This window comes from Herbaspirillum huttiense (assembly GCF_004367745.1).
GTDB classification, from domain to species: domain Bacteria; phylum Pseudomonadota; class Gammaproteobacteria; order Burkholderiales; family Burkholderiaceae_D; genus Herbaspirillum; species Herbaspirillum huttiense.
The window spans coordinates 1,150,464-1,168,398 of record NZ_CP037993.1; the positions used below are offsets into that span (position 1 = coordinate 1,150,464).

General features: G+C 64.4%; 14 protein-coding genes and 1 pseudogene. 7 read left to right on the forward strand and 8 right to left on the reverse strand.

Annotated features, from left to right (window positions below; all coding sequences use genetic code 11):
* Positions 1–33: 33 nt before the first annotated feature.
* Positions 34–942, reverse strand: coding sequence for a LysR family transcriptional regulator (locus E2K99_RS05140; protein WP_134221551.1), 909 nt, complete (start codon positions 940–942; stop codon positions 34–36).
* A 199-nt stretch (positions 943–1,141) separates the two neighbouring features.
* Here E2K99_RS05140 and E2K99_RS05145 point away from each other — a divergent pair, with 199 nt between their 5' ends.
* The 7 genes from E2K99_RS05145 (at position 1,142) to E2K99_RS05175 (ending at position 10,472) form a co-directional block, all read left to right on the forward strand.
* On the forward strand, positions 1,142–1,633 hold the full coding sequence (locus E2K99_RS05145; protein ID WP_134221552.1) for a VOC family protein: 492 nt from the start codon (positions 1,142–1,144) through the stop codon (positions 1,631–1,633).
* Positions 1,634–2,002: 369 nt separating this feature from the next.
* Positions 2,003–3,355, forward strand: a complete 1,353-nt coding sequence (locus E2K99_RS05150; RefSeq protein ID WP_034334060.1) for a GntP family permease — start codon at positions 2,003–2,005, stop codon at positions 3,353–3,355.
* A gap of 60 nt (positions 3,356–3,415) precedes the next feature.
* On the forward strand, positions 3,416–4,969 hold the full coding sequence (gene gntK / locus E2K99_RS05155) for a gluconokinase (RefSeq protein WP_134221553.1): 1,554 nt from the start codon (positions 3,416–3,418) through the stop codon (positions 4,967–4,969).
* 71 nt (positions 4,970–5,040) lie between these two features.
* Positions 5,041–5,835, forward strand: coding sequence for an SDR family NAD(P)-dependent oxidoreductase (locus E2K99_RS05160; RefSeq protein ID WP_134221554.1), 795 nt, complete (start codon positions 5,041–5,043; stop codon positions 5,833–5,835).
* A gap of 27 nt (positions 5,836–5,862) precedes the next feature.
* A complete protein-coding gene (locus E2K99_RS05165; protein WP_134221555.1) occupies positions 5,863–6,900 on the forward strand; it encodes an L-idonate 5-dehydrogenase in 1,038 nt (345 codons plus the stop codon).
* Between the two features lie 228 nt (positions 6,901–7,128).
* On the forward strand, positions 7,129–8,682 hold the full coding sequence (locus E2K99_RS26050; RefSeq protein ID WP_205703756.1) for a methyl-accepting chemotaxis protein: 1,554 nt from the start codon (positions 7,129–7,131) through the stop codon (positions 8,680–8,682).
* 236 nt (positions 8,683–8,918) lie between these two features.
* Positions 8,919–10,472: a methyl-accepting chemotaxis protein gene (locus E2K99_RS05175; protein WP_205703757.1), complete on the forward strand. Its 1,554-nt coding sequence runs from the start codon at positions 8,919–8,921 to the stop codon at positions 10,470–10,472.
* Here the strand turns inward: E2K99_RS05175 and E2K99_RS05180 are convergent.
* The 7 genes and pseudogenes from E2K99_RS05180 to E2K99_RS05210 all read right to left on the reverse strand — a co-directional run bounded on the left by E2K99_RS05180 (position 10,469) and on the right by E2K99_RS05210 (position 17,648).
* On the reverse strand, positions 10,469–11,557 hold the full coding sequence (locus tag E2K99_RS05180; protein ID WP_134221556.1) for an alcohol dehydrogenase catalytic domain-containing protein: 1,089 nt from the start codon (positions 11,555–11,557) through the stop codon (positions 10,469–10,471). The genes E2K99_RS05175 and E2K99_RS05180 overlap by 4 nt on opposite strands.
* A gap of 24 nt (positions 11,558–11,581) precedes the next feature.
* The gene (dhaL, locus tag E2K99_RS05185) at positions 11,582–12,232 is read right to left on the reverse strand and encodes a dihydroxyacetone kinase subunit DhaL (protein ID WP_134221557.1); all 651 of its coding nucleotides are present in this window, start codon (positions 12,230–12,232) and stop codon (positions 11,582–11,584) included.
* Positions 12,229–13,241, reverse strand: a pseudogene (locus tag E2K99_RS05190) (dihydroxyacetone kinase subunit DhaK). The gene dhaL and the pseudogene E2K99_RS05190 overlap by 4 nt, the downstream one beginning before the upstream one ends.
* A 44-nt stretch (positions 13,242–13,285) precedes the next feature.
* A complete protein-coding gene (locus E2K99_RS05195) occupies positions 13,286–14,065 on the reverse strand; it encodes a GolD/DthD family dehydrogenase (RefSeq protein WP_134221558.1) in 780 nt (259 codons plus the stop codon).
* Positions 14,062–15,054 (reverse strand): substrate-binding domain-containing protein, encoded by a 993-nt coding sequence (locus E2K99_RS05200; protein WP_134221559.1) that lies wholly within the window; start codon positions 15,052–15,054, stop codon positions 14,062–14,064. Before E2K99_RS05200 ends, E2K99_RS05195 begins: the two co-directional genes overlap by 4 nt.
* 31 nt (positions 15,055–15,085) lie before the next feature.
* A complete protein-coding gene (locus E2K99_RS05205; protein WP_034340050.1) occupies positions 15,086–16,072 on the reverse strand; it encodes an ABC transporter permease in 987 nt (328 codons plus the stop codon).
* Between the two features lie 97 nt (positions 16,073–16,169).
* Positions 16,170–17,648 (reverse strand): sugar ABC transporter ATP-binding protein, encoded by a 1,479-nt coding sequence (locus tag E2K99_RS05210; protein WP_134221560.1) that lies wholly within the window; start codon positions 17,646–17,648, stop codon positions 16,170–16,172.
* Positions 17,649–17,935: the final 287 nt, after the last annotated feature.

Consider the following 17,935-nt stretch of genomic DNA (forward strand, 5'->3'; position numbering starts at 1 on the left):
CTGATGCCCACGACCGCGCTGATTTTTAGCGGTTTACGCCTGCTCTTCCGTGATCACCTGGATGAAGGCACGCAGCGGCGAGGACACGCGCCTGCCCGGAAAATACAACCGTGGCCCTTCAAAGCTTTGCCACCAGTGCGGCAACACCGGGACCAGCGCACCACTGGCCAGATGCGGTTCAAGCCAGTTTGCGAAGGTGCAAATCAGGCCATGTCCGGCGCAGGCCAGGTCAATCGCCGCCGGCGCCGCATCGACCCCGATCACCAACCGGGCCGGCGGATCCACCCTGAGCGACTGCTCGCCGCGCTGAAAGTCCCAGGCGGTAAGCGCGCCGCTGGAAAAGCGCAGCCGTATGCAGGCATGGTCGACCAGTTCGCCAGGATGCGCCGGTGTCCCGTGCCGGGCTAGATAGCCGGGGGAGGCCGCCAGCGCCAGCCGCTGGACACGCGGCCCGATGGGCAGCGAGATCATGTCCTGTGCCAGATGTTCGCCATAGCGAATGCCCGCCGCGCAGCCTTCGGCGACGATGTCGACCAGGCGGTCTTCCACGACGATTTCCATGCGCACGTGCGGATGCCTCTCCAAAAAGCGATCCACCAGCGGCGGCAGGATATCGACCATCACCGCGCCGGTGACATTGATCTTGAGCAGGCCGCGCACTTCATTTCGGGTGCTGGCGATGTCGCTGAGGGCGTGGCGCGCCTGCGTCCACAGCGGGGCAAGACGCTGTACCAGTTCGCGCCCCGCTTCGGTGGGAACCACGCTGCGTGTGGTGCGGGTGAGCAGGGGCACACCGAGCTTGGCCTCCAGCCGTGCCACGGTATCGCTCACATTGGAAGGTGCCAGCCCCAGCCGGCGGGCGGCAGCGCGAAATCCGGCGGTCTCGCAGACCGCAAGAAAGACCGACAGGTCATCGAAAGAGGGTTCGGTATTGTTCGTCATACCGATCAGTCTATTCGCATTTTTCTGGATTGTCCGGGGGCGCCATGGCCGCTACGATGGGGATGGATACCTTGATGCTGGTCTCTTGAGCGCGAACCGGCATCTAGGCCCTGAATTTCATTGATCGCTTGAGAGATCGTTCGCTCACTGCGTCTCCTTCTTTTTTGATTGTCCACTTTCTCACATCGAGCAAATTGCCATGACACAGCACACCGCAACGCCATCTGATCCAACGACCTCAAGCCTGTCCGCCGGGAGCCCTTTTGCCAGCTGGAAGGGCGACCACGCAGGGATCCGCGTGCCTGACTTCGCGCAGGCGGCGGCCTGGTACCGCGACACGCTGGACTTCCGCGTCAGCCCCGGTCTGCCGTTGGGAGAAAAGACCCTGGCCTTCCTGAGCCCGGCGCAGGACGACGGATTTCGCATCGAGTTCATTGCCGGTCCGGGCTGCACGGTGAGCCGTCCTGCCTTCGAGCAACTGCTCGATACCCACGAGGTGGCCGGCTGGCACCACGTCTGCTTCCGTGTCAACGACCTCGCCGCTTCGGTGGCCGCCTTGCGGCAACGTGGCGTACGCATCGTCAGCGAGCCCAGGGACGTGCCGCCGCTCGGACTGCGCTTCGCTTTCTTCTGCGATCCCTGGGGCAACCTGTTCGAATTGCTGGAGCCGCTGGCGGGGGCGGAGCGGTAATGCAGGCCGACGACTGCAGGCGCTCATGCATCATCCGCCGTCCGTTGTCCTGATTTTTGCCGCGCTGCAGCAAAAGAAAGGTTTGACCTGCTTAAAATGTTAGCGTTATCATCGCGCCCCATGTTAACGCTAACATCTGAACCTCCGGGCACACGGCGGCGGAGCTGGCGGCGGCATACCACACTCAGGAACGGAACTCAGTGCAGCCCTCGTGGGTTCCTCAATAAAACACTACGCAGATAGTGCAGATGCCCGTGCCTTCTCCAGGAGAGGCCGCAGGAGACGCTCGCCCTGGCGCCATGCGCGGGGCCGCGCTGCTGCGCTGAACCAGGGATCGTGCGCCATCGGCTATCGGCAATCGGAGATCCCATGCTGGGCATGAGCCACGACGCCACCTTGCTGTTCAATGCAGTCATTGCGATCCTCGCGCTGATCCTGATGATCACGCGCCTGCGCATCCATCCCTTCATCGCCCTGACCATCACATCGGGCTTCCTCGGCTTGATCTCCGGCATGCCGCTGCCCAAGATCGTCAAATCCTTCCAGGACGGCTTCGGCGGCGTGCTCGGTTTCGTCGGCATCGTGCTGGGCCTGGGGACCATGCTGGGCAAGCTGATGGCCGAGTCCGGCGGCGCTGACCAGATTTCCCAGACGCTGGTGCGCGCCTTCGGCCGCGAGCGCGTGCACTGGGCCATGATGATGGGGGCCTTCCTGGTCGGTATCCCCCTGTTCTTCGAGATCGGCTTCGTGCTGCTGATCCCGCTGGTGTTCATTGTGGCGCGCCGTTCCGGCGTGCCGCTGTTCAAGATCGGCATGCCCATGCTGGCCAGCCTGTCGGTGATGCACGGCCTGGTGCCGCCGCATCCGGGCCCGCTGCTGGCCATCGGCATCTTCGGTGCCGACATCGGCAAGACCATCTTCTATGGTCTGCTGGTGGGCCTGCCGACCGTCATCATCGCCGGCCCCCTGTTCGGTGCCTTCATCTCGCGCTACGTCGATATCAAGCCCTCTGAGGAACTGATGGCGCAACTGGCGCGCGAACCGCAGACCACCAACCTGCCGGGCTTCACCACCACGCTGGTGACGGTGCTGCTGCCGGTGTTCCTGATGCTGCTCAAGACCTTCGTCGACGTCACCCTGCCGGAAGGCCACGCCGTGCGCGACCTGATGGACTTCATCGGCAACCCCATCGTGGCCCTGCTGGCCGCACTGCTGCTGGCGATCTGGACCTTCGGCATCGCCCGTGGCTTTACCCGTCAGCAAGTGCTGAAATTCGTGGACCAAAGCCTGGCCCCGACCGCGGCCATCGTGCTCATCATCGGTGCCGGCGGCGGTTTCAAGCAGATGCTGGTGAACTCCGGCGTGGGCACTGCCATTGGCCAGCTGGCCGTGCATGCGCAGATCTCGCCGCTGCTGCTGGCCTGGTTCGTGGCTGGCGTGATCCGTGTGGCCACCGGTTCGGCCACCGTCGCCACCATCACCGGTGCCGGCATCGTCGCGCCGCTGGTGGCGCTGATCCCCGGCACCAACAAGGAACTGCTGGTGCTGGCCACCGGCGCCGGTTCGCTGATCCTGTCGCACGTCAACGATGCGGGCTTCTGGCTGGTCAAGGAATACTTCAACATGAGCGTCGGTGAAACCTTCAAGACCTGGACGGTGATGGAAACGCTGATCTCGGTTGTTGCTATCATCTTCATCATGTTGCTCAACCTGGTCGTCTAAGACTGATCGCAACGCCCGGCTGGTCCGGGCGTCTTGCTTTGTTTGTTAAGGAAACTGCATATGTCCTCTTCCGCACCCTACATGCTCGGCGTCGATATCGGCACCACCAGCACCAAGACCGTGGTCTTCACGCTCGATGGCAAGGTGGTCGCCCAGCATGCAGAGGAATACCCGGTCCTCTGTACCGAACCGGGCATGGCGGAACAGGACCCGGAGCAGATCGTCGCGGCCGCGCTGGCCTCCATCGCCGGTGCCGTCAAGGCCGCCAAGGCTGCGCCGCAGGAGATTGCGCTGCTGTCCTTCAGCGCCGCCATGCACAGTGTCATCGCCCTGGATGCCGACAATCGCCTGCTCTCCAACAGCATCACCTGGGGCGATATCCGCGCCTCGGTCTGGGCCGAACGCATCAAGCACGAGCACGACGGCAATGCCATCTACCGCCGTACCGGCACCCCCATCCACCCGATGTCGCCGCTGTGCAAGCTGATGTGGATGCGCCATGAAAAGCCGGAGGTCTTCCATCAGGCCGCGCGCTTCGTCGGCATCAAGGAATACCTGCTGTACCAGCTCTTCGGCCAGTGGGTGGTGGATCACTCCATTGCCTCGGCCACCGGCATGTTCAACCTGCGCGAGCTGGCCTGGGACCAGGGCGCGCTGGAATTGCTGGGCGTACGTCCCGACCAATTGCCTACCCCGGTCCCGACCACGCACCGCCTGCCGGCCCTGTCGCCGGAGATGGCGCAGCGCCTGGGGCTGTCGGTGGAGACGCCCTTCATCATCGGTGCCAATGACGGCGTGCTCTCCAACCTGGGCGTGAATGCCATCGAGATCGGCCATGTGGCCGTGACCATCGGTACGTCCGGTGCCATGCGCACCGTGATCGATGAGCCGCTGACGGATCCGCATGGCCGTCTGTTCTGTTATGCACTGACCGAAAAACACTGGGTGGTCGGCGGCCCCGTCAACAACGGCGGCAACATCTTCCGCTGGGTGCGCGATGAGCTGGCCACCGCCGAAGCGGCTGCGGCGCGTGAGGAAGGCGTCGATCCCTACGAGGCACTGACCCGCATCGCCGAGAAGGTGCGGCCCGGTGCAGAAGGGCTGCTGTTCCATCCCTTCATGGCCGGCGAGCGCGCCCCGCTGTGGAATGCCGACCTGCGCGGCTCCTTCTTCGGCCTGGCCCTGCATCACGGCAAGCACCACATGATCCGCGCCGCGCTGGAAGGGGTGATCTTCAATCTCTACAGCATCCTGCCGGCGCTGGAAGAACTGGTCGGCCCCACCAAGCGCATGATGGCCACCGGCGGCTTCGCCCGCTCGGCCCTGTGGCGACAGATGATGGCCGACATCTTCAACCGTGAAGTGGTGGTGCCGGAGAGCGTGGAGTCATCCTGCCTGGGCGCGGCCGTGCTGGGCGCGTGGGCGCTGGGCCTGCTGCCGTCGCTGTCGGTGATCTCGGGCATGGTCGGCTCCACCAATCATCACGCCCCCGAGGCCGAGGCGGTCGCCGTCTATGGCCGCCTGCAACCCATCTTTGCCGCCATTCCGGCCAAACTGGAGGCGGAGTATCACGCCATCGCCGCCTTCCAGCGCGAGACCGGAAAGCAGCACTGAGTCCTGTTTTGCGCCATCACGGGCAGGGCAGGGTTTGACAGCGAAATTTCCGACAAGAAGAAAGAGACTACATGACCATCAAGACCACCCCGTTGCCCGCAGGTTTGCAGGGCTTTTCCCTCGAAGGCAAGCTGGCCCTGATCACCGGTTCTTCCGGTGGCATCGGCCTGGCGCTGGCGCGCGGCATGGCCCAGGCGGGCGCTGCCATCGTGCTCAACGGACGCGATGCCGGCAAGCTCGCCACCGTCGCTGCGCAATTGCGTGCCGAGGGCCACACCATCCATGAAGCCAGCTTCGATGCCACCGTCAATGACGAGGTCAAGGCGGCGGTGCAGAAGATCGAAAGCGAGATCGGTGCCATCGGCATCCTGGTCAACAACGCCGGCATCCAGCGCCGCAATCCGCTGGAAGAGTTCAAGGAATCGGACTGGCACGATCTCGTCAATACCAACCTGAACAGTGTCTTCTATGCGGCCCAGGCCGTGGCACGCCACATGATCCCGCGCGGTGCCGGCAAGATCATCAACATCTGTTCGGTGCAGAGCGAGCTGGGCCGTCCCAACATCGCGCCATATACCGCCACCAAGGGGGCGGTGAAGATGTTCACCAAGGGCATGGCCATCGACTGGGGCAAGTACGGCCTGCAGGTCAACGGCCTGGGTCCCGGCTACTTCAAGACCGAGATGAACATGGCCCTGGTCAACGATGCCAAGTTCACCGACTGGCTGGTGGGCCGCACCCCGTCGCGCCGCTGGGGCGATGTGGAAGACCTGGTCGGTGCTGCCGTGTTTCTGGCCAGCGACGCGTCACGTTTCGTCAATGGCCACATCCTCTACGTGGACGGCGGCGTGACCGCTACCTTGTAAATCATTTAGCTCATTTCGGAGATGCACATGCAACAAGGCCTCGTCATCCATGCACCGCACGACCTGCGCATTCAGTCGCTGGAGTCCGCCCCGCTGCAACCGCAGCAACTGAAGGTCAAGGTCAAGGCCGGCGGCATCTGCGGTTCGGACCTGCACTACTATCACCACGGCGGTTTCGGCGTGGTGCGCATCAAGGAACCGATGGTGCTGGGCCATGAAGTCTCGGGCCAGATCGCCGAAGTGGGTTCGGCCATCACCGACATCGCACCCGGTACCCGCATCGCCATCTCGCCCAGCCGCCCCTGCGGCGTGTGCAAGTACTGCCAGGAAGGCAAGCAGAACCATTGCCTGGACATGCGTTTCTACGGCAGTGCCATGCGCACCCCGCACGTGCAGGGTGCGTTCCGTCAGGAAATCATCATCGAACGTTCGCAGGCCCACATCGTGGCCGATCATGTCACGGATGGCGAGGCGGCCATGGCCGAGCCGTTGTCGGTGGCGTTGCATGCGGTGCGCCGCGCCGGTCCGCTGGTGGGCAAGCGCGTGCTGGTGACTGGCTGTGGTCCGATCGGCGCGCTGGTGGTGGTGGCCGCGCGCCGCGCCGGTGCATTGGAAGTGGTGGTCACCGATGTCGCCAGCATGCCGCTGCAAGCGGCCCTGCAGGTGGGCGCGGACCGTGCCATCAACATGGCCGAGACGCCCGATGCGTTGAAGGCCTATGCCATCGACAAGGGGACCTTCGATGTGCTCTTCGAAGCCAGCGGCAATGAACGGGCGCTAGTGGGGGCGCTGGAAGCGCTGCGTCCGCAAGCCGTCATCGTGCAGGTCGGCCTGGGGGGCGACATCCAGTTCCCGGCCAATCTGCTGGTGGGCAAGGAGCTGGACTGGCGCGGCGCGTTCCGCTTCCATGAAGAGTTCGCCATGGCGGTCGAGCTGATGAACCGCAAGCTGGTGGACGTGAAGCCCTTGATCACGGCGACCTATCCCATCGCCCAGGCGGTGGAAGCCTTCGAGATCGCCGGTGACCGTTCCAAGATGATGAAGGTGCAGATCAGTTTCGACTGAGCATGATGCGGGCGGTCCCGATGGCCCCGCCCAAGCGCCTTCCCCACTGATGCCGCCCGCTTCATTGCCGGGCGGCATTTTTTTGCCCGCCGCGCAAACGTTTGTCCAACAGCGTAGGACAGGCATTGCCGCCCGCTATAATTGCGTCGTCAAATCTGCAGGGGGGCCGCGCTGAGGGGCGGGCACCTTTTCATGCAGCCACCGTATTACCTCTGGGGGGAGGAAACCATGTCCAGGCCTGGGCTTCGTACGCTGACCGTCGGTCAGCGCCTGTCGGTGCTGATCCTGCTGGCCTTGCTGGGGCTGGTCGCCACGGCGGCCGTCAGTTTGCGTCAGATCGAAAACGTTTACCATGCGGCCAATTACGCGACGGTCAATACCGTGCCCAGCGTCACAACGCTCGATGATGCGCAGGCGGCCTTCAATGCCATCCAGGGGCGCATCTACCAATACCTGGTCAATCCCGATCCGCTTGACCGCGCGCGTCTGCTGAAGGAGATCGAGACACAGCGCGCACGCCTGAACCGGTATCTCAAGACCTACGCCGAGGCTTACATCACCGACGAGACCGACGGCCTCATGCTGGCCGATGACCAGGCGCGCATCGTCGCCTTCGACGAGGTGGTGCGGCGGCTGTTGAAGGCCTCCGATGAGGACCGCATCGAGGACAGCGTGCCGCAGGCGGTCCTGGAGTTTCGTGCCAGCATTGATGCCGTGCAGGTGACCTTCGGCCGTCACCGTTCCTACAACATTGCGCTGGGTGACGCCAGTGCACTCAGTGCGCGCGAAATGATCAGCGATGCGCTGCAGACGGTCAGCCTGCTGGCGGGCGGGATCATGCTGGTTCTGCTGGGGTCCGGCTGGCTGCTCACGCGGACGCTGTTGCGCCAGATGGGCGGCGAACCGGGGGATGTGGTGACGGTGATGCAGCGCTTGTCCGATGGCGACCTGGTGCAGCAGATCAGCGTGAAGGCACGCTACCGTGACAGCATGATGCACGCCATCCAGAAGATGATGGAGCGTCTCTGCCTGGTGGTGAGCGAGGTCCGTGGCAATGCCGAGGGGCTGGTCAGCACCGCCGAGGAGGTCAGTGCCACCGCGCAATCCTTGTCGCGCGCCTCCACCGAGCAGGCCTCCGGCGTCGAGCAGACCAGTGCGGCGCTGGAGCAGATCCACGCCTCCATCCTCAGCACCTCGCAGAATGCCCGGCTGACCGACCAGATCGCTGCGGCCGCTGCCGTCGAGGCGCGCGCCTGCGCCGATACCGTCAAGCAGATGGTGGATGCCATCCAGCAGATCGCCGGCAAGATTGTCGTTATCGACGACATCGCCTACCAGACCAACCTGCTGGCGTTGAACGCCACCATTGAAGCAGCGCATGCCGGTGAGCATGGCTCCGGCTTCGCGGTGGTGGCCGCCGAAGTGCGCCGGCTTGCCGAGCGCAGCCAGTCGGCCGCGCAGGAGATCGACGAGGTCGCGCGCAGCAACGTCGCCCTGGCCTGCGCCGCCGAGCGCCAGCTCAACGACATGGTGCCGACCATTGCGCGCACCTCGGCGCTGGTGCAGGAAATCGTCCACTCCTCGGAGAGCCAGTCGGCGGCGGTCAGCCAGATCAGCCAGGCGGCCAGCCAACTGGCCCAGGTGATTCAGCAGAACTCGCTCAGTTCGGAGGAACTGGCCGTGACCTCGGAAGAACTCAACCGGCGCGCCGTGCTGTTGCAGACCACGGTGAGTTTCTTCCAGTGCCAGCTGGCGCGCGGCATGCAGCCCCGGCTGGCATAGGCCAGGTGCCGTTGTCCTGACGGGAGATTTTCGTGAGGGCTGGTGAGAGCTCGTGAGGATGCCGTCGCGCAGCGTTGCCGGACGGTGTTTTCTTTTGCAGCGCATGAGAGGACAGCGCGGCCCCGATTGACAAGGCAGGTCGCCGACGATAATTTCGTCGACAGCTCTGCAGCGCGCAGCAGCGAGGGGAGCGCGCCAACAACGCAGCCACAGCCTTGCCTCTGGGGAGAGGAATCATGTCCAGGCCCGGGTTTCGTTTGCTGACCGTCGGTCAGCGCTTGTTCGTGCTGATCCTGCTGGCGTCGATGGGGCTGGTGGCGACCGCCATCGTCAGCTTGCGCCAGATCGGCAATGTCTATGAGGCGGCCAGTTACGCACAGGTCAATACGGTGCCGAGCGTGACCACGCTGGACGATGCCCAGGCCGCCTTCAACGCCATGCGCGAGCGCGTCTACTTCTACCTCATCAACCTCGATCCGGCGGACCGTGCCCGCCTGGTGCAGGAGATGGACCAGCTGCGCGCGCGCATGAACGGGCATCTCAAGACCTATGGCGATGCCTACATCTCCGATGAGACCGATGGCGCCATGCTGGCCGAAGTGTATGCCCGCATTGCGGGTTTTGAGGAGGTCCGCAACCGCTTGCTGGTGGAGAGCGGAAGGAGCCTGGTCCATGACAGCCATACTGCGCTCGGCCTGGAATTTCGCACTGCCATCGACAGCGTGCAAGCCAGCTTTGCGCGCCATCGTTCCTACAACGTCGCACTGGGTGAGGCCAGCGCATTGAGTGCGCGCGAGATCATCAGCCATGCGCTGGAGTCGGTGGCTTTCGTGGCGGGCGCTGTATTGCTGGCGTTGATCGCTACGGGCTGGCTGCTCACGCGCACCTTGCTGCACCAGATGGGAGGCGAGCCGGGCGAGGTGGTCACGGTCATGCAGCGGCTTTCCGACGGCGATCTGTTGCAGCAGATCCGGCTCAAGCCCGGCTGTGCCGACAGCATGATGCACGCCATCCGCAAGATGGTCGAGCGCCTGGGGCGGGTAGTGGCCGAGGTGCGCGGCAACGCCGAGGGCATGGCCGAGACCGCCGCCGAAGTCAGCGCCACGGCCCAATTGCTGGCCACGGCGGCCACCGAGCAGGCCAGCGGCGTGGCGCAGACCAGCACGGCCCTGAGCCAGATCCATGCCGCCATCCTCACCACGGCGGACAATGCCCGCCTGACCGACCAGATCGCCTCGGCCGCTGCCGTGGAGGCGCATCAGTGCGCGGATACGGTGGGTGAAATGGTCGCGGCGATCCAGGTGATTGCCGGCAAGATCGCCATCATCGATGACATCGCCTATCAGACCAATCTGCTGGCGCTCAATGCCACCATTGAAGCCGCCCATGCCGGGCAGCATGGTGCCGGTTTTGCCGTGGTGGCGGGTGAAGTGCGGCGTCTGGCCGAACGCAGCCAGGCTGCCGCGGAAGAGATCGACCAGGTCGCACGTGATCACACGGTCCTGGCCAGCCGGGTCGAACGGCAGCTCGGCGACATGGTGCCGACCATTTCCCGCACCTCGGCGCTGGTGCAGGAAATCGTGCAGTCGTCGGAGCAGCAATCGGCCGCCGTCAGCCAGATCAGCGCCGCGGCCAGCCAGCTGGCGCAGGTTGTTCAGCAGAACTCGATCAGTTCCGAGGAGCTGGCGGTGACCTCCGAGGAACTCAATCGCCGTGCCACGACCTTGCGTTCCTCGGTCGGTTTCTTCCAGTGCCAGCTGGCGCGCGGCATGCAGGCCAGCCTGGCTTAGGGCTTGAGCAGTACCTTGATCGAATCCATCGAGTCGGCCATCTTGATGGCGGCTTCCCATTCAGAAAGGGCATAGTTGTGCGTCACGATGCCGCGTGAGGTCACCAGGCCGCGCGCCAGCAGGTCGATGGCGATGGGATAGCAGTCTCCGCTGAGGTGCGCGCCGCGCAAGTCCAGTTCCTTTTCTTCACCGATGATGGACCAGTCCACGGTAGTGTCACGGCCAAAGACGCTGAACTCCACGAAGCGGCCCAGCTTGCGGATCATGTCCAGTCCTTGCGTCACGCCGGCGGGCGCGCCGGTGGTCTCGATGTAGACATCACAGCCATATTGGCCAGTGGCTTCGCGCACGATCTTCAGCGCATCCTCGCGGCCCGGATTGATGACGATATCGGCCCCGTATTCACGTGCCAGTTGCAGGCGCTGGTCGGAGAGGTCGATGACGATCAGTTTCTTCGGCGTCTTGAGGTGCGCCACCTGGACCATCAGCAAGCCCAGCGTGCCCGCACCGGCAATCACCACCACGTCATCGAGCTGGATGTCGCCGCGGTTGACGGCATGGATGGCGCAGGACAGCGGTTCGGTCACGGCGGCATCTTCGAATGAGATGTGCTCGGGAATCTTGTGGATCACCGCCCGCGCCGACAGCCGCATGTAGTCAGCCATGCCGCCCTCGGCCACCTGGCGCTGGAAGCCGTAGACATCATGCACCTCGCACATCCAGCGATAGCCGGTCTTGCAGTAGCGGCACTTGCCGCAAGGCACGATCTGTTCGGCGATCACCCGGTCGCCCATGGCCACGCCGTGGTGCTCGGCTGCGCCCGGTCCCATCTCCACCACATGGCCCCAGAATTCATGGCCGGGAATCACCGGTGGCTTGACATAGGAGGGCTTGTTCTTGACCTCGTCGCCCCAGAAGCGCGCGGCACCGGCGAAGCACTTGCAGTCACCGGCACAGATGCCGCACGAGGCGATCTTGATGATGACCTCATTGGGACCGGCCGCCGGCCGCTTGACCCGTTGCAGGCGATAGTCGCGTGGTGCGTGGCAGACCACGGCCAGCATGTCGTCGTCATGGAAATGCATGATGGGATGTCCTTTGCTTGGGGATTAGTGGGGCAGGCCGGCCTGCAGCGATTTGGCCAGGCTGCCGAGGATCAGCGCGCAGGAACAGGCACCGGCATCGAGCACGCCGATGGAACGCTCCCCCAGCCGGCTGGCGCGGCCGATGCGGGCCTGCAGGGCGCGGGTCGAATCGCGGCCGGTGTCGGCAGCGTGCTGCATGGCCTGCAGGCAGGCGGCGAAGGGCAGGTCGCGGCCCAGTGCGAGGCGGAAGGCGTCGCGTGCCGGGATCAGGCTGTCCATCAGGGTCTTGTCGCCGACCTTGGCTTCGCCGATGGCCTGCACGGCGGCAATGCCCTCGTCCAGGGCCTTCAGGAACAGCTGGCGGTCCAGTGTGGGCTGGCCTTCCAGCACCGTGCTCATGGCCATGAAGAAGCTGCCGTAGAGCGGACCCATGGAACCGCCGATGCCTTCCATCAGCGTGATCGAAAGCGTATCGAGGGCCGCCGCCAGCGAGGTTTCGGGATCTTGTTTGAGACGTTCACCGCACAGGCTGAAACCCTTGCTCATGTTGATGCCGTGGTCGCCATCCCCGATCGCGCCATCGACTTCGCTCAGCCAATCGCGGTGCTGGTTGATGGTCGACACCAGATCCTGTACCACCCAGGCAGCCTGGCGCATGTCGAATCCGGAGTTCATGGCTGGCCTCCCTGGCGCAGGCCGATACTGTCGCAGGGGGCGGCCAGGCATTGGTCCAGCTGCGCATCCAGGCGCATCAGGGTCAGCGTCACCCCCATCATTTCCAGCGAAGTGAAGAGATTGCCCACGAAGCTGTGCGCTACCTGCAGACCGGCTTCGCGCAGGCCATCGGCGACATCGGCATAGAGGATGTATTGCTCCATGAGTGGTGTGGCCCCCAGGCCCGAGAGCAGTACGGCGACCTTGTCGCCACGAGTGAAGGGCAGGTCGGGCAGCAGCTTGTCCAGCATCAGGCGCGCCATGTCGCGCGCTGGAACCACGGCCTGCACCGATACGCCCGGCTCACCGTGATGGCCGATACCGACTTCCATCTCGCCATGCTTGATCGTGAAGTTGGCCTTGCCGACCGCCGGGATGGTGCAGGCCGACAGGCCGATGCCGATGGAGCGCGTGTTGTCGATGGCTTTTTGCGCAGCCTGTATCACTTGATCCAGCGTGCCGCCTTGCGCGGCCACCGCACCCCCGGCTTTCCACATCAGGATTTCACCGGCTACGCCGCGCCGCTTGCCGGGCTGGTCGGCCGTGCCGAGGCGGCGTCGTCATTGGCCACCACGGTACGCACCTGGATGTCGGCGCGTTCGGCCAGTTTGATGGCCATCTTGACGTTCATGTTGTCGCCGGCGTAGTTGCCATACAGGCAGGCGATGCCCTGGCCGCCATGGGCGAGCTGGAAGGCGTCCATGAAGGATTTTGCGGTGGGTGAGGAAAACACTTCGCCCACGGCCACGGCATCGACCAGGCCCTGGCCGACGTAGCCGAGAAAGGCCGGCTCATGGCCGGAGCCGCCGCCGGTGACGATGCCCACGCGGCCCGGCGTGCCGGCGCTGCGATGGCGCAGTACGCGCGGATTGTCAGGGTGGGCGGACAACCCGGGATGCGCGGCCAGCACGCCGCGCAGCATGTCCTCGACGACCAGGTCGGGGTTGTTGACGATGCGATTGAGAGTCATGAATCAGTCCTTGGAAAACGTCGGTCCACTGCAAAAACAAAGCGTCAGGTCACGGTGTAGCCGCCATCGATGAGGATGTTCTCGCCCGTGATCATGGCCGCCTGCGGGCTGGCCAGATAGGCCACCAGATGCGCCACTTCGTCGGGCTGGGCGAAGCGGCCCACGGGGATGCGCGCCCGCATCGCCACCCCCACCGCGCCGGCCCAGGCCTGCTTGCCCAGTTCGGTTTCCACCACCGTCGGTGAAATGGCATTGGCGGTGATGCCGTGGCGCGCCCATTCCAGCGCCAGCACGCGCGTCAGCGCCACCAGTCCGGCCTTGCTGGCGCAGTAGGCGGCATGCCGCTCCAGCGCTACCACGCTGGCCTGCGAGGCGAGGTTGATGATGCGTCCGCCCTGCTGGCGCTGCATCAGCGGAAACACCGCCTGCGCCAGCAGGAAGGGGGCCTTCAGATTGATGGCCATGGTGCGCTCCCAGTCGGCGCAGGTCGCCGATTCGGCCTCCTGCAACAAGGCCACGCCGGCATTGTTGACCAGCACGTCAATGCGTCCGTAGTGCTGTTCGACCTGGGCGATGGCGCGGCCGATGGCGGCTTCGTCGCAGACATCGAGCACCAGGCCCAGGTGCGCGTGGTCCGGCCCGAGCTGTCGGGCCAGCTGCAGCACGGCATCGCTGCGGTCCACCAGCACCAGCCGGGCGCCGCAGCGCGCCAGCAGCTGGCTGGTGGCCAGCCCGATGCCGGCGGCAGCCCCCGTGACCAGGGCCACGCGTCCGGAAAAATCATGCGGCCGCGTCATCGCATCGGCAGACAGGGCTGCGCTCATTTCTTGACCTTTTTCAGGAAGGCATCGGCATTCTCCTGGGTGATGGTGGTCCAGGGCACGGTATAGGATTTCTCGGTGCCGCCCTTCCAGGGAAGCTTGTCGCCGTACTCGGTCCAGATCGTCGAGCGCGGCTGGTAGGACGGTCCCTTGATGGCCCGCAAGGCCACATCCAGCGCGCCTTGCGCCTGCGCCTGGGCATCCTGGAACTGGGTCACCATCTCGCCTCGCTTGACGGCGGCAATGGCATCGGCAATGCCATCGATGCCGACCACCGGGATGGTCTTGGGATCGATGCCCTTGGCCTTGATGGCCTGCAGTGCCCCCAGCGCCTCATCATCGTTCTGCGCCAGCACGCCCTTGATCTGGCCGGGATGGGCGGTGAGCCAGTTTTCCATCAGCGCCATCGATTCCGCACGCGACCAGTTGCCGGTCTTGCGAGCCAGCACCTTGACGTCCTTGTTGCGCGCCAGCACTTCATCATTGCCACGCGCACGCTCGATCTGCGCGGACTGCCCGATGGGCCCTTCGATCATGACGATGTTGCCCTTGCCGCCGATGGCCTTCATCAGCGCTTCCGCTTCGAGGCGGCCGGCCACCACGTCATCGTTGCCCACGTAGGACGTCAGCACGTCGCCCTGCACCCGGGTATTGGAGCCGATCACCGGGATGCCGGCCTTGACCGCCTTCTGCACCGGTGCCGCGCCGGCCTTGAGGTCGATGGGCACGAAGATGATGGCGTCATACTTTTGCAGGATCATCGTGTCGAACTGGTTGCTCTGGGTGAGGGCGTCGTAGTTGCCGTCGAAGACGGTGACCTGCACGCTGCCATCCTGTACCGCCGGATGGGCTTTGAGCTGATTGCTCCACATCTGCATGAATTCGCCCTTGAGACCGTAGACGGCCGCGCCGATGCGCAGGGGCTTGTTCTGGGCGCTGACGCCGGTGGCCACGGCCATCAGCAGCAGGCTGGCGAGGGTTTTCTTGATCATGAATCGTCTCCGTGTGAGTTGTTGTGGGACTTCAGTTTTTCTTGCGCGAGGAATCCAGCAGGACAGCGCCGACGATGATCACGCCCTTGATGACTTGCTGGTAGTAGGAAGACACGCCGAGCAGGTTGAGCCCGTTGTTGATGACGCCGATCAGCAGCGCACCCACGACGGTCCCGCCCAGGGTGCCGGTGCCGCCCGAGAGCGAGGTGCCACCGATGACCACGGCAGCGATCGCATCGAGTTCATAGGACACGCCCGCCTGCGGCAGCGCCGCCGTCGTGCGTGCGGCCAGCAGGACGCCGGCCAGGCCGGCCAGCAGGCCGCTGATGACGTACACCGCGAAGTAGACCTTGCGGGTATCGATGCCGCTGGTCTTGGCGCTGCGCGCATTGCCGCCGACCGCATAGATGTAGCGGCCATAGACGGTGAAGCGCAGCACGAACCACGACACCGCGATGACCACGCCGAAGATGACGATGGGCACCGGCACGTGCAGGATCTGTCCGCCACCGATGGACAGCAGGCCCGGCGGCAGGTCCGAGACCGGCATGCCGTCGTTGTAGATGTAGGTGGCACCGCGTGCGGCGCTCAGCATGCCCAGCGTGGCCACGAAGGAAGGCACGGCCATGCGCGCCACCAGCAGGCCGCTGATGGCACCCAGCCCGGCACCTGCGCCCAGTCCGGCCAGCACCGCGACCGCAGGCGGATAGCCGCCACCGGTCGCCAGCCACGCCGTGACCATGCCGGAGAAGGCCAGCAGCGCACCGACCGACAGGTCGATGCCGCCGGTCAGCACCACATAGGTCATGCCGATGGCGAGGATGCCGTTGATGGAGGTCTGGCGCAGGATGTCGGTCCAGTTTTCCAGCGTCATGAAATACGGCGTGGCCAGCGAGAGCGCGATGCACAGCACGATCAGGGCCGCCAGCACACCGTAGCGCGCATAGGCCTGGCGCAGGCTGGTGAAGGAGGGCGAGGCCAGCCGGCCGGCGGAGAGGGAAGTGGGTTTGGTCATCATGGGTTCGTCATTGGATCGTCGGTGGATCGTCATCGGGATACATCAGGCGGGCGTCGCAGACCGGCGCGTCATCGCAGGCACGCACTGCGTCCCGCGCTTACGAGGCCAGGTGCAGCAGTTCTTCCTGCGTGGTGGCATGCGCATCGACCACTTCCACCACGCGGCCGCGCTTGAAGATGGCGATGCGGTCGCACAGGTCGAGGATTTCCTGCGCCTCGGAAGACACCACCAGGGCGGCACCGCCGTCCTGCACGAAGCGGTCGATCAGCTGGTACACCTCGCGCTTGGCACCTTCATCGATGCCGCGCGTGGGTTCGTCGCACAGCAGGCAACGTGGCTGGGTCGAGAGGCAGCGCGCCAGCACCACCTTCTGCTGGTTGCCGCCGCTCATGGAAGAGACCGGCAGATGCGGTGAACTCACCTTGATCTGCAGGCGCTGGATCATCTGCCGCACCAGCGCATCGACGCGGCTGCGCCGGATCAGCGGCAGGCGCGACATGCGCCGGTACGCAGCCAGCACGATGTTGTCCTGGATCGAGGCGCACAGCACCAGTCCGCTGTCCTTGCGGTCTTCGGTCACCAGTGACAGACCAGCGGCGATGCTGGCCGCAGGCCGGCCTGCGGGCAGGGGCTGCTGCCGCAGCGTGACGGCCCCCTGGTCGGGCCGGGTCAGGCCATAGATGCAATTGAGGTATTCGCTGCGGCCCGAGCCCATCAGGCCATAGATGCCGACCACTTCGCCCGCATGAACCTGCAGCGAGACCTGGTCGAATTCCCCTTGGCGGCCCAGTGCTTCGGTCGACAGGATCGCCTCGCCACCCTGGCGACGGCGGCGCTCCTGCACCTGCAGCGTGCGGCCGACGATGGCCTTGACCAGACTGGCGCGGTCGATGTCGCGGATCAGACCGGTCTCGACGAAGCGGCCGTCGCGAAAGACCGTGTAGCTGTCGGCGATCTGGAAAATTTCGGAAAGACGGTGCGACACGTAGATGATGCCGGTGCCTTGTGCGGCCACGCTGCGGATGGCGCGGAACAGGACTTCGGTCTCCTTTTCGCCAATGGCCGAGGTGGGTTCGTCCATGATCATCACGTCGCAGTCGTGGCTGAAGGCCTTGGCGATTTCCACCAATTGCACCTGGGCCAGGCTCAGGTCCTGCATGCGAGCGCGCGCATCGACCTGGAATTGCAGGCGATCCAGCAGCGCCTGCGCCTGCCGTTCCATGGCGCGGATGTTGACGCAGAGCCCTGCCACGCGGGGCTCGCGGCCGAGGTAGAGATTTTCTGCCACGCTCATGCCGGGGATGGGCGAGAGCTCCTGCGTGATGATGGCGATGTGGTGCTGCATGGCTTCGGCCGGCGAATGGAAATCCACAGGCTGGCCCTTGAGGCGGATCTCGCCACCATCCCGCCGCAGCAGGCCCATGATGATGGCCAGGAAGGTCGATTTGCCGGCACCGTTGCCGCCGCACAGCGCATGCACGCTGCCGCGCTTCAACTGCAGGCGTCCGTCGGCCAGCGCCACGATCTCGTGGAAGGACTTGCTCACTCCATGTGCTTCCAGCAAAAGCTCTGCCATGGCTGTCTCCATACATGCGCTGGTCAAATGTCCAGCGATGGGTAAATGTTTGTTGTGAGCCCATCATTGCAAAGAATTTTTTTGCTGTCAATGCTCATTTGCTCATCGCTTTAAATAACTTTTTCTTCTGTTTTGCGGTGCAATAATGCATTTATGAGGTATTAAAGCTGAGTTACTGCAGTTTATGTGGCGTTCAGAACACTTTTGCATTAGTCTCTTGATGAACAAATGCTCTTCGGTGAATAATTATTCTGGCCGAGCATGAGCAAGGCAGTTCATCGTCACCA

What these genes read in the sequence shown, in the direction of transcription:
- E2K99_RS05165 (WP_134221555.1), top strand. Translation starts at nt 5,863, where the DNA reads ATGCAACAAGGCCTCGTCATCCATGCACCGCACGACCTGCGCATTCAG.
- E2K99_RS05140 (WP_134221551.1), bottom strand. Translation starts at nt 942, where the DNA reads ATGACGAACAATACCGAACCCTCTTTCGATGACCTGTCGGTCTTTCTT.
- E2K99_RS05145 (WP_134221552.1), top strand. Translation starts at nt 1,142, where the DNA reads ATGACACAGCACACCGCAACGCCATCTGATCCAACGACCTCAAGCCTG.
- E2K99_RS05175 (WP_205703757.1), top strand. Translation starts at nt 8,919, where the DNA reads ATGTCCAGGCCCGGGTTTCGTTTGCTGACCGTCGGTCAGCGCTTGTTC.
- E2K99_RS05150 (WP_034334060.1), top strand. Translation starts at nt 2,003, where the DNA reads ATGCTGGGCATGAGCCACGACGCCACCTTGCTGTTCAATGCAGTCATT.
- E2K99_RS05195 (WP_134221558.1), bottom strand. Translation starts at nt 14,065, where the DNA reads ATGAGCGCAGCCCTGTCTGCCGATGCGATGACGCGGCCGCATGATTTT.
- E2K99_RS05205 (WP_034340050.1), bottom strand. Translation starts at nt 16,072, where the DNA reads ATGATGACCAAACCCACTTCCCTCTCCGCCGGCCGGCTGGCCTCGCCC.
- E2K99_RS05200 (WP_134221559.1), bottom strand. Translation starts at nt 15,054, where the DNA reads ATGATCAAGAAAACCCTCGCCAGCCTGCTGCTGATGGCCGTGGCCACC.
- E2K99_RS05180 (WP_134221556.1), bottom strand. Translation starts at nt 11,557, where the DNA reads ATGCATTTCCATGACGACGACATGCTGGCCGTGGTCTGCCACGCACCA.
- E2K99_RS05210 (WP_134221560.1), bottom strand. Translation starts at nt 17,648, where the DNA reads ATGGCAGAGCTTTTGCTGGAAGCACATGGAGTGAGCAAGTCCTTCCAC.
- gntK (WP_134221553.1), top strand. Translation starts at nt 3,416, where the DNA reads ATGTCCTCTTCCGCACCCTACATGCTCGGCGTCGATATCGGCACCACC.
- E2K99_RS05160 (WP_134221554.1), top strand. Translation starts at nt 5,041, where the DNA reads ATGACCATCAAGACCACCCCGTTGCCCGCAGGTTTGCAGGGCTTTTCC.
- dhaL (WP_134221557.1), bottom strand. Translation starts at nt 12,232, where the DNA reads ATGAACTCCGGATTCGACATGCGCCAGGCTGCCTGGGTGGTACAGGAT.
- E2K99_RS26050 (WP_205703756.1), top strand. Translation starts at nt 7,129, where the DNA reads ATGTCCAGGCCTGGGCTTCGTACGCTGACCGTCGGTCAGCGCCTGTCG.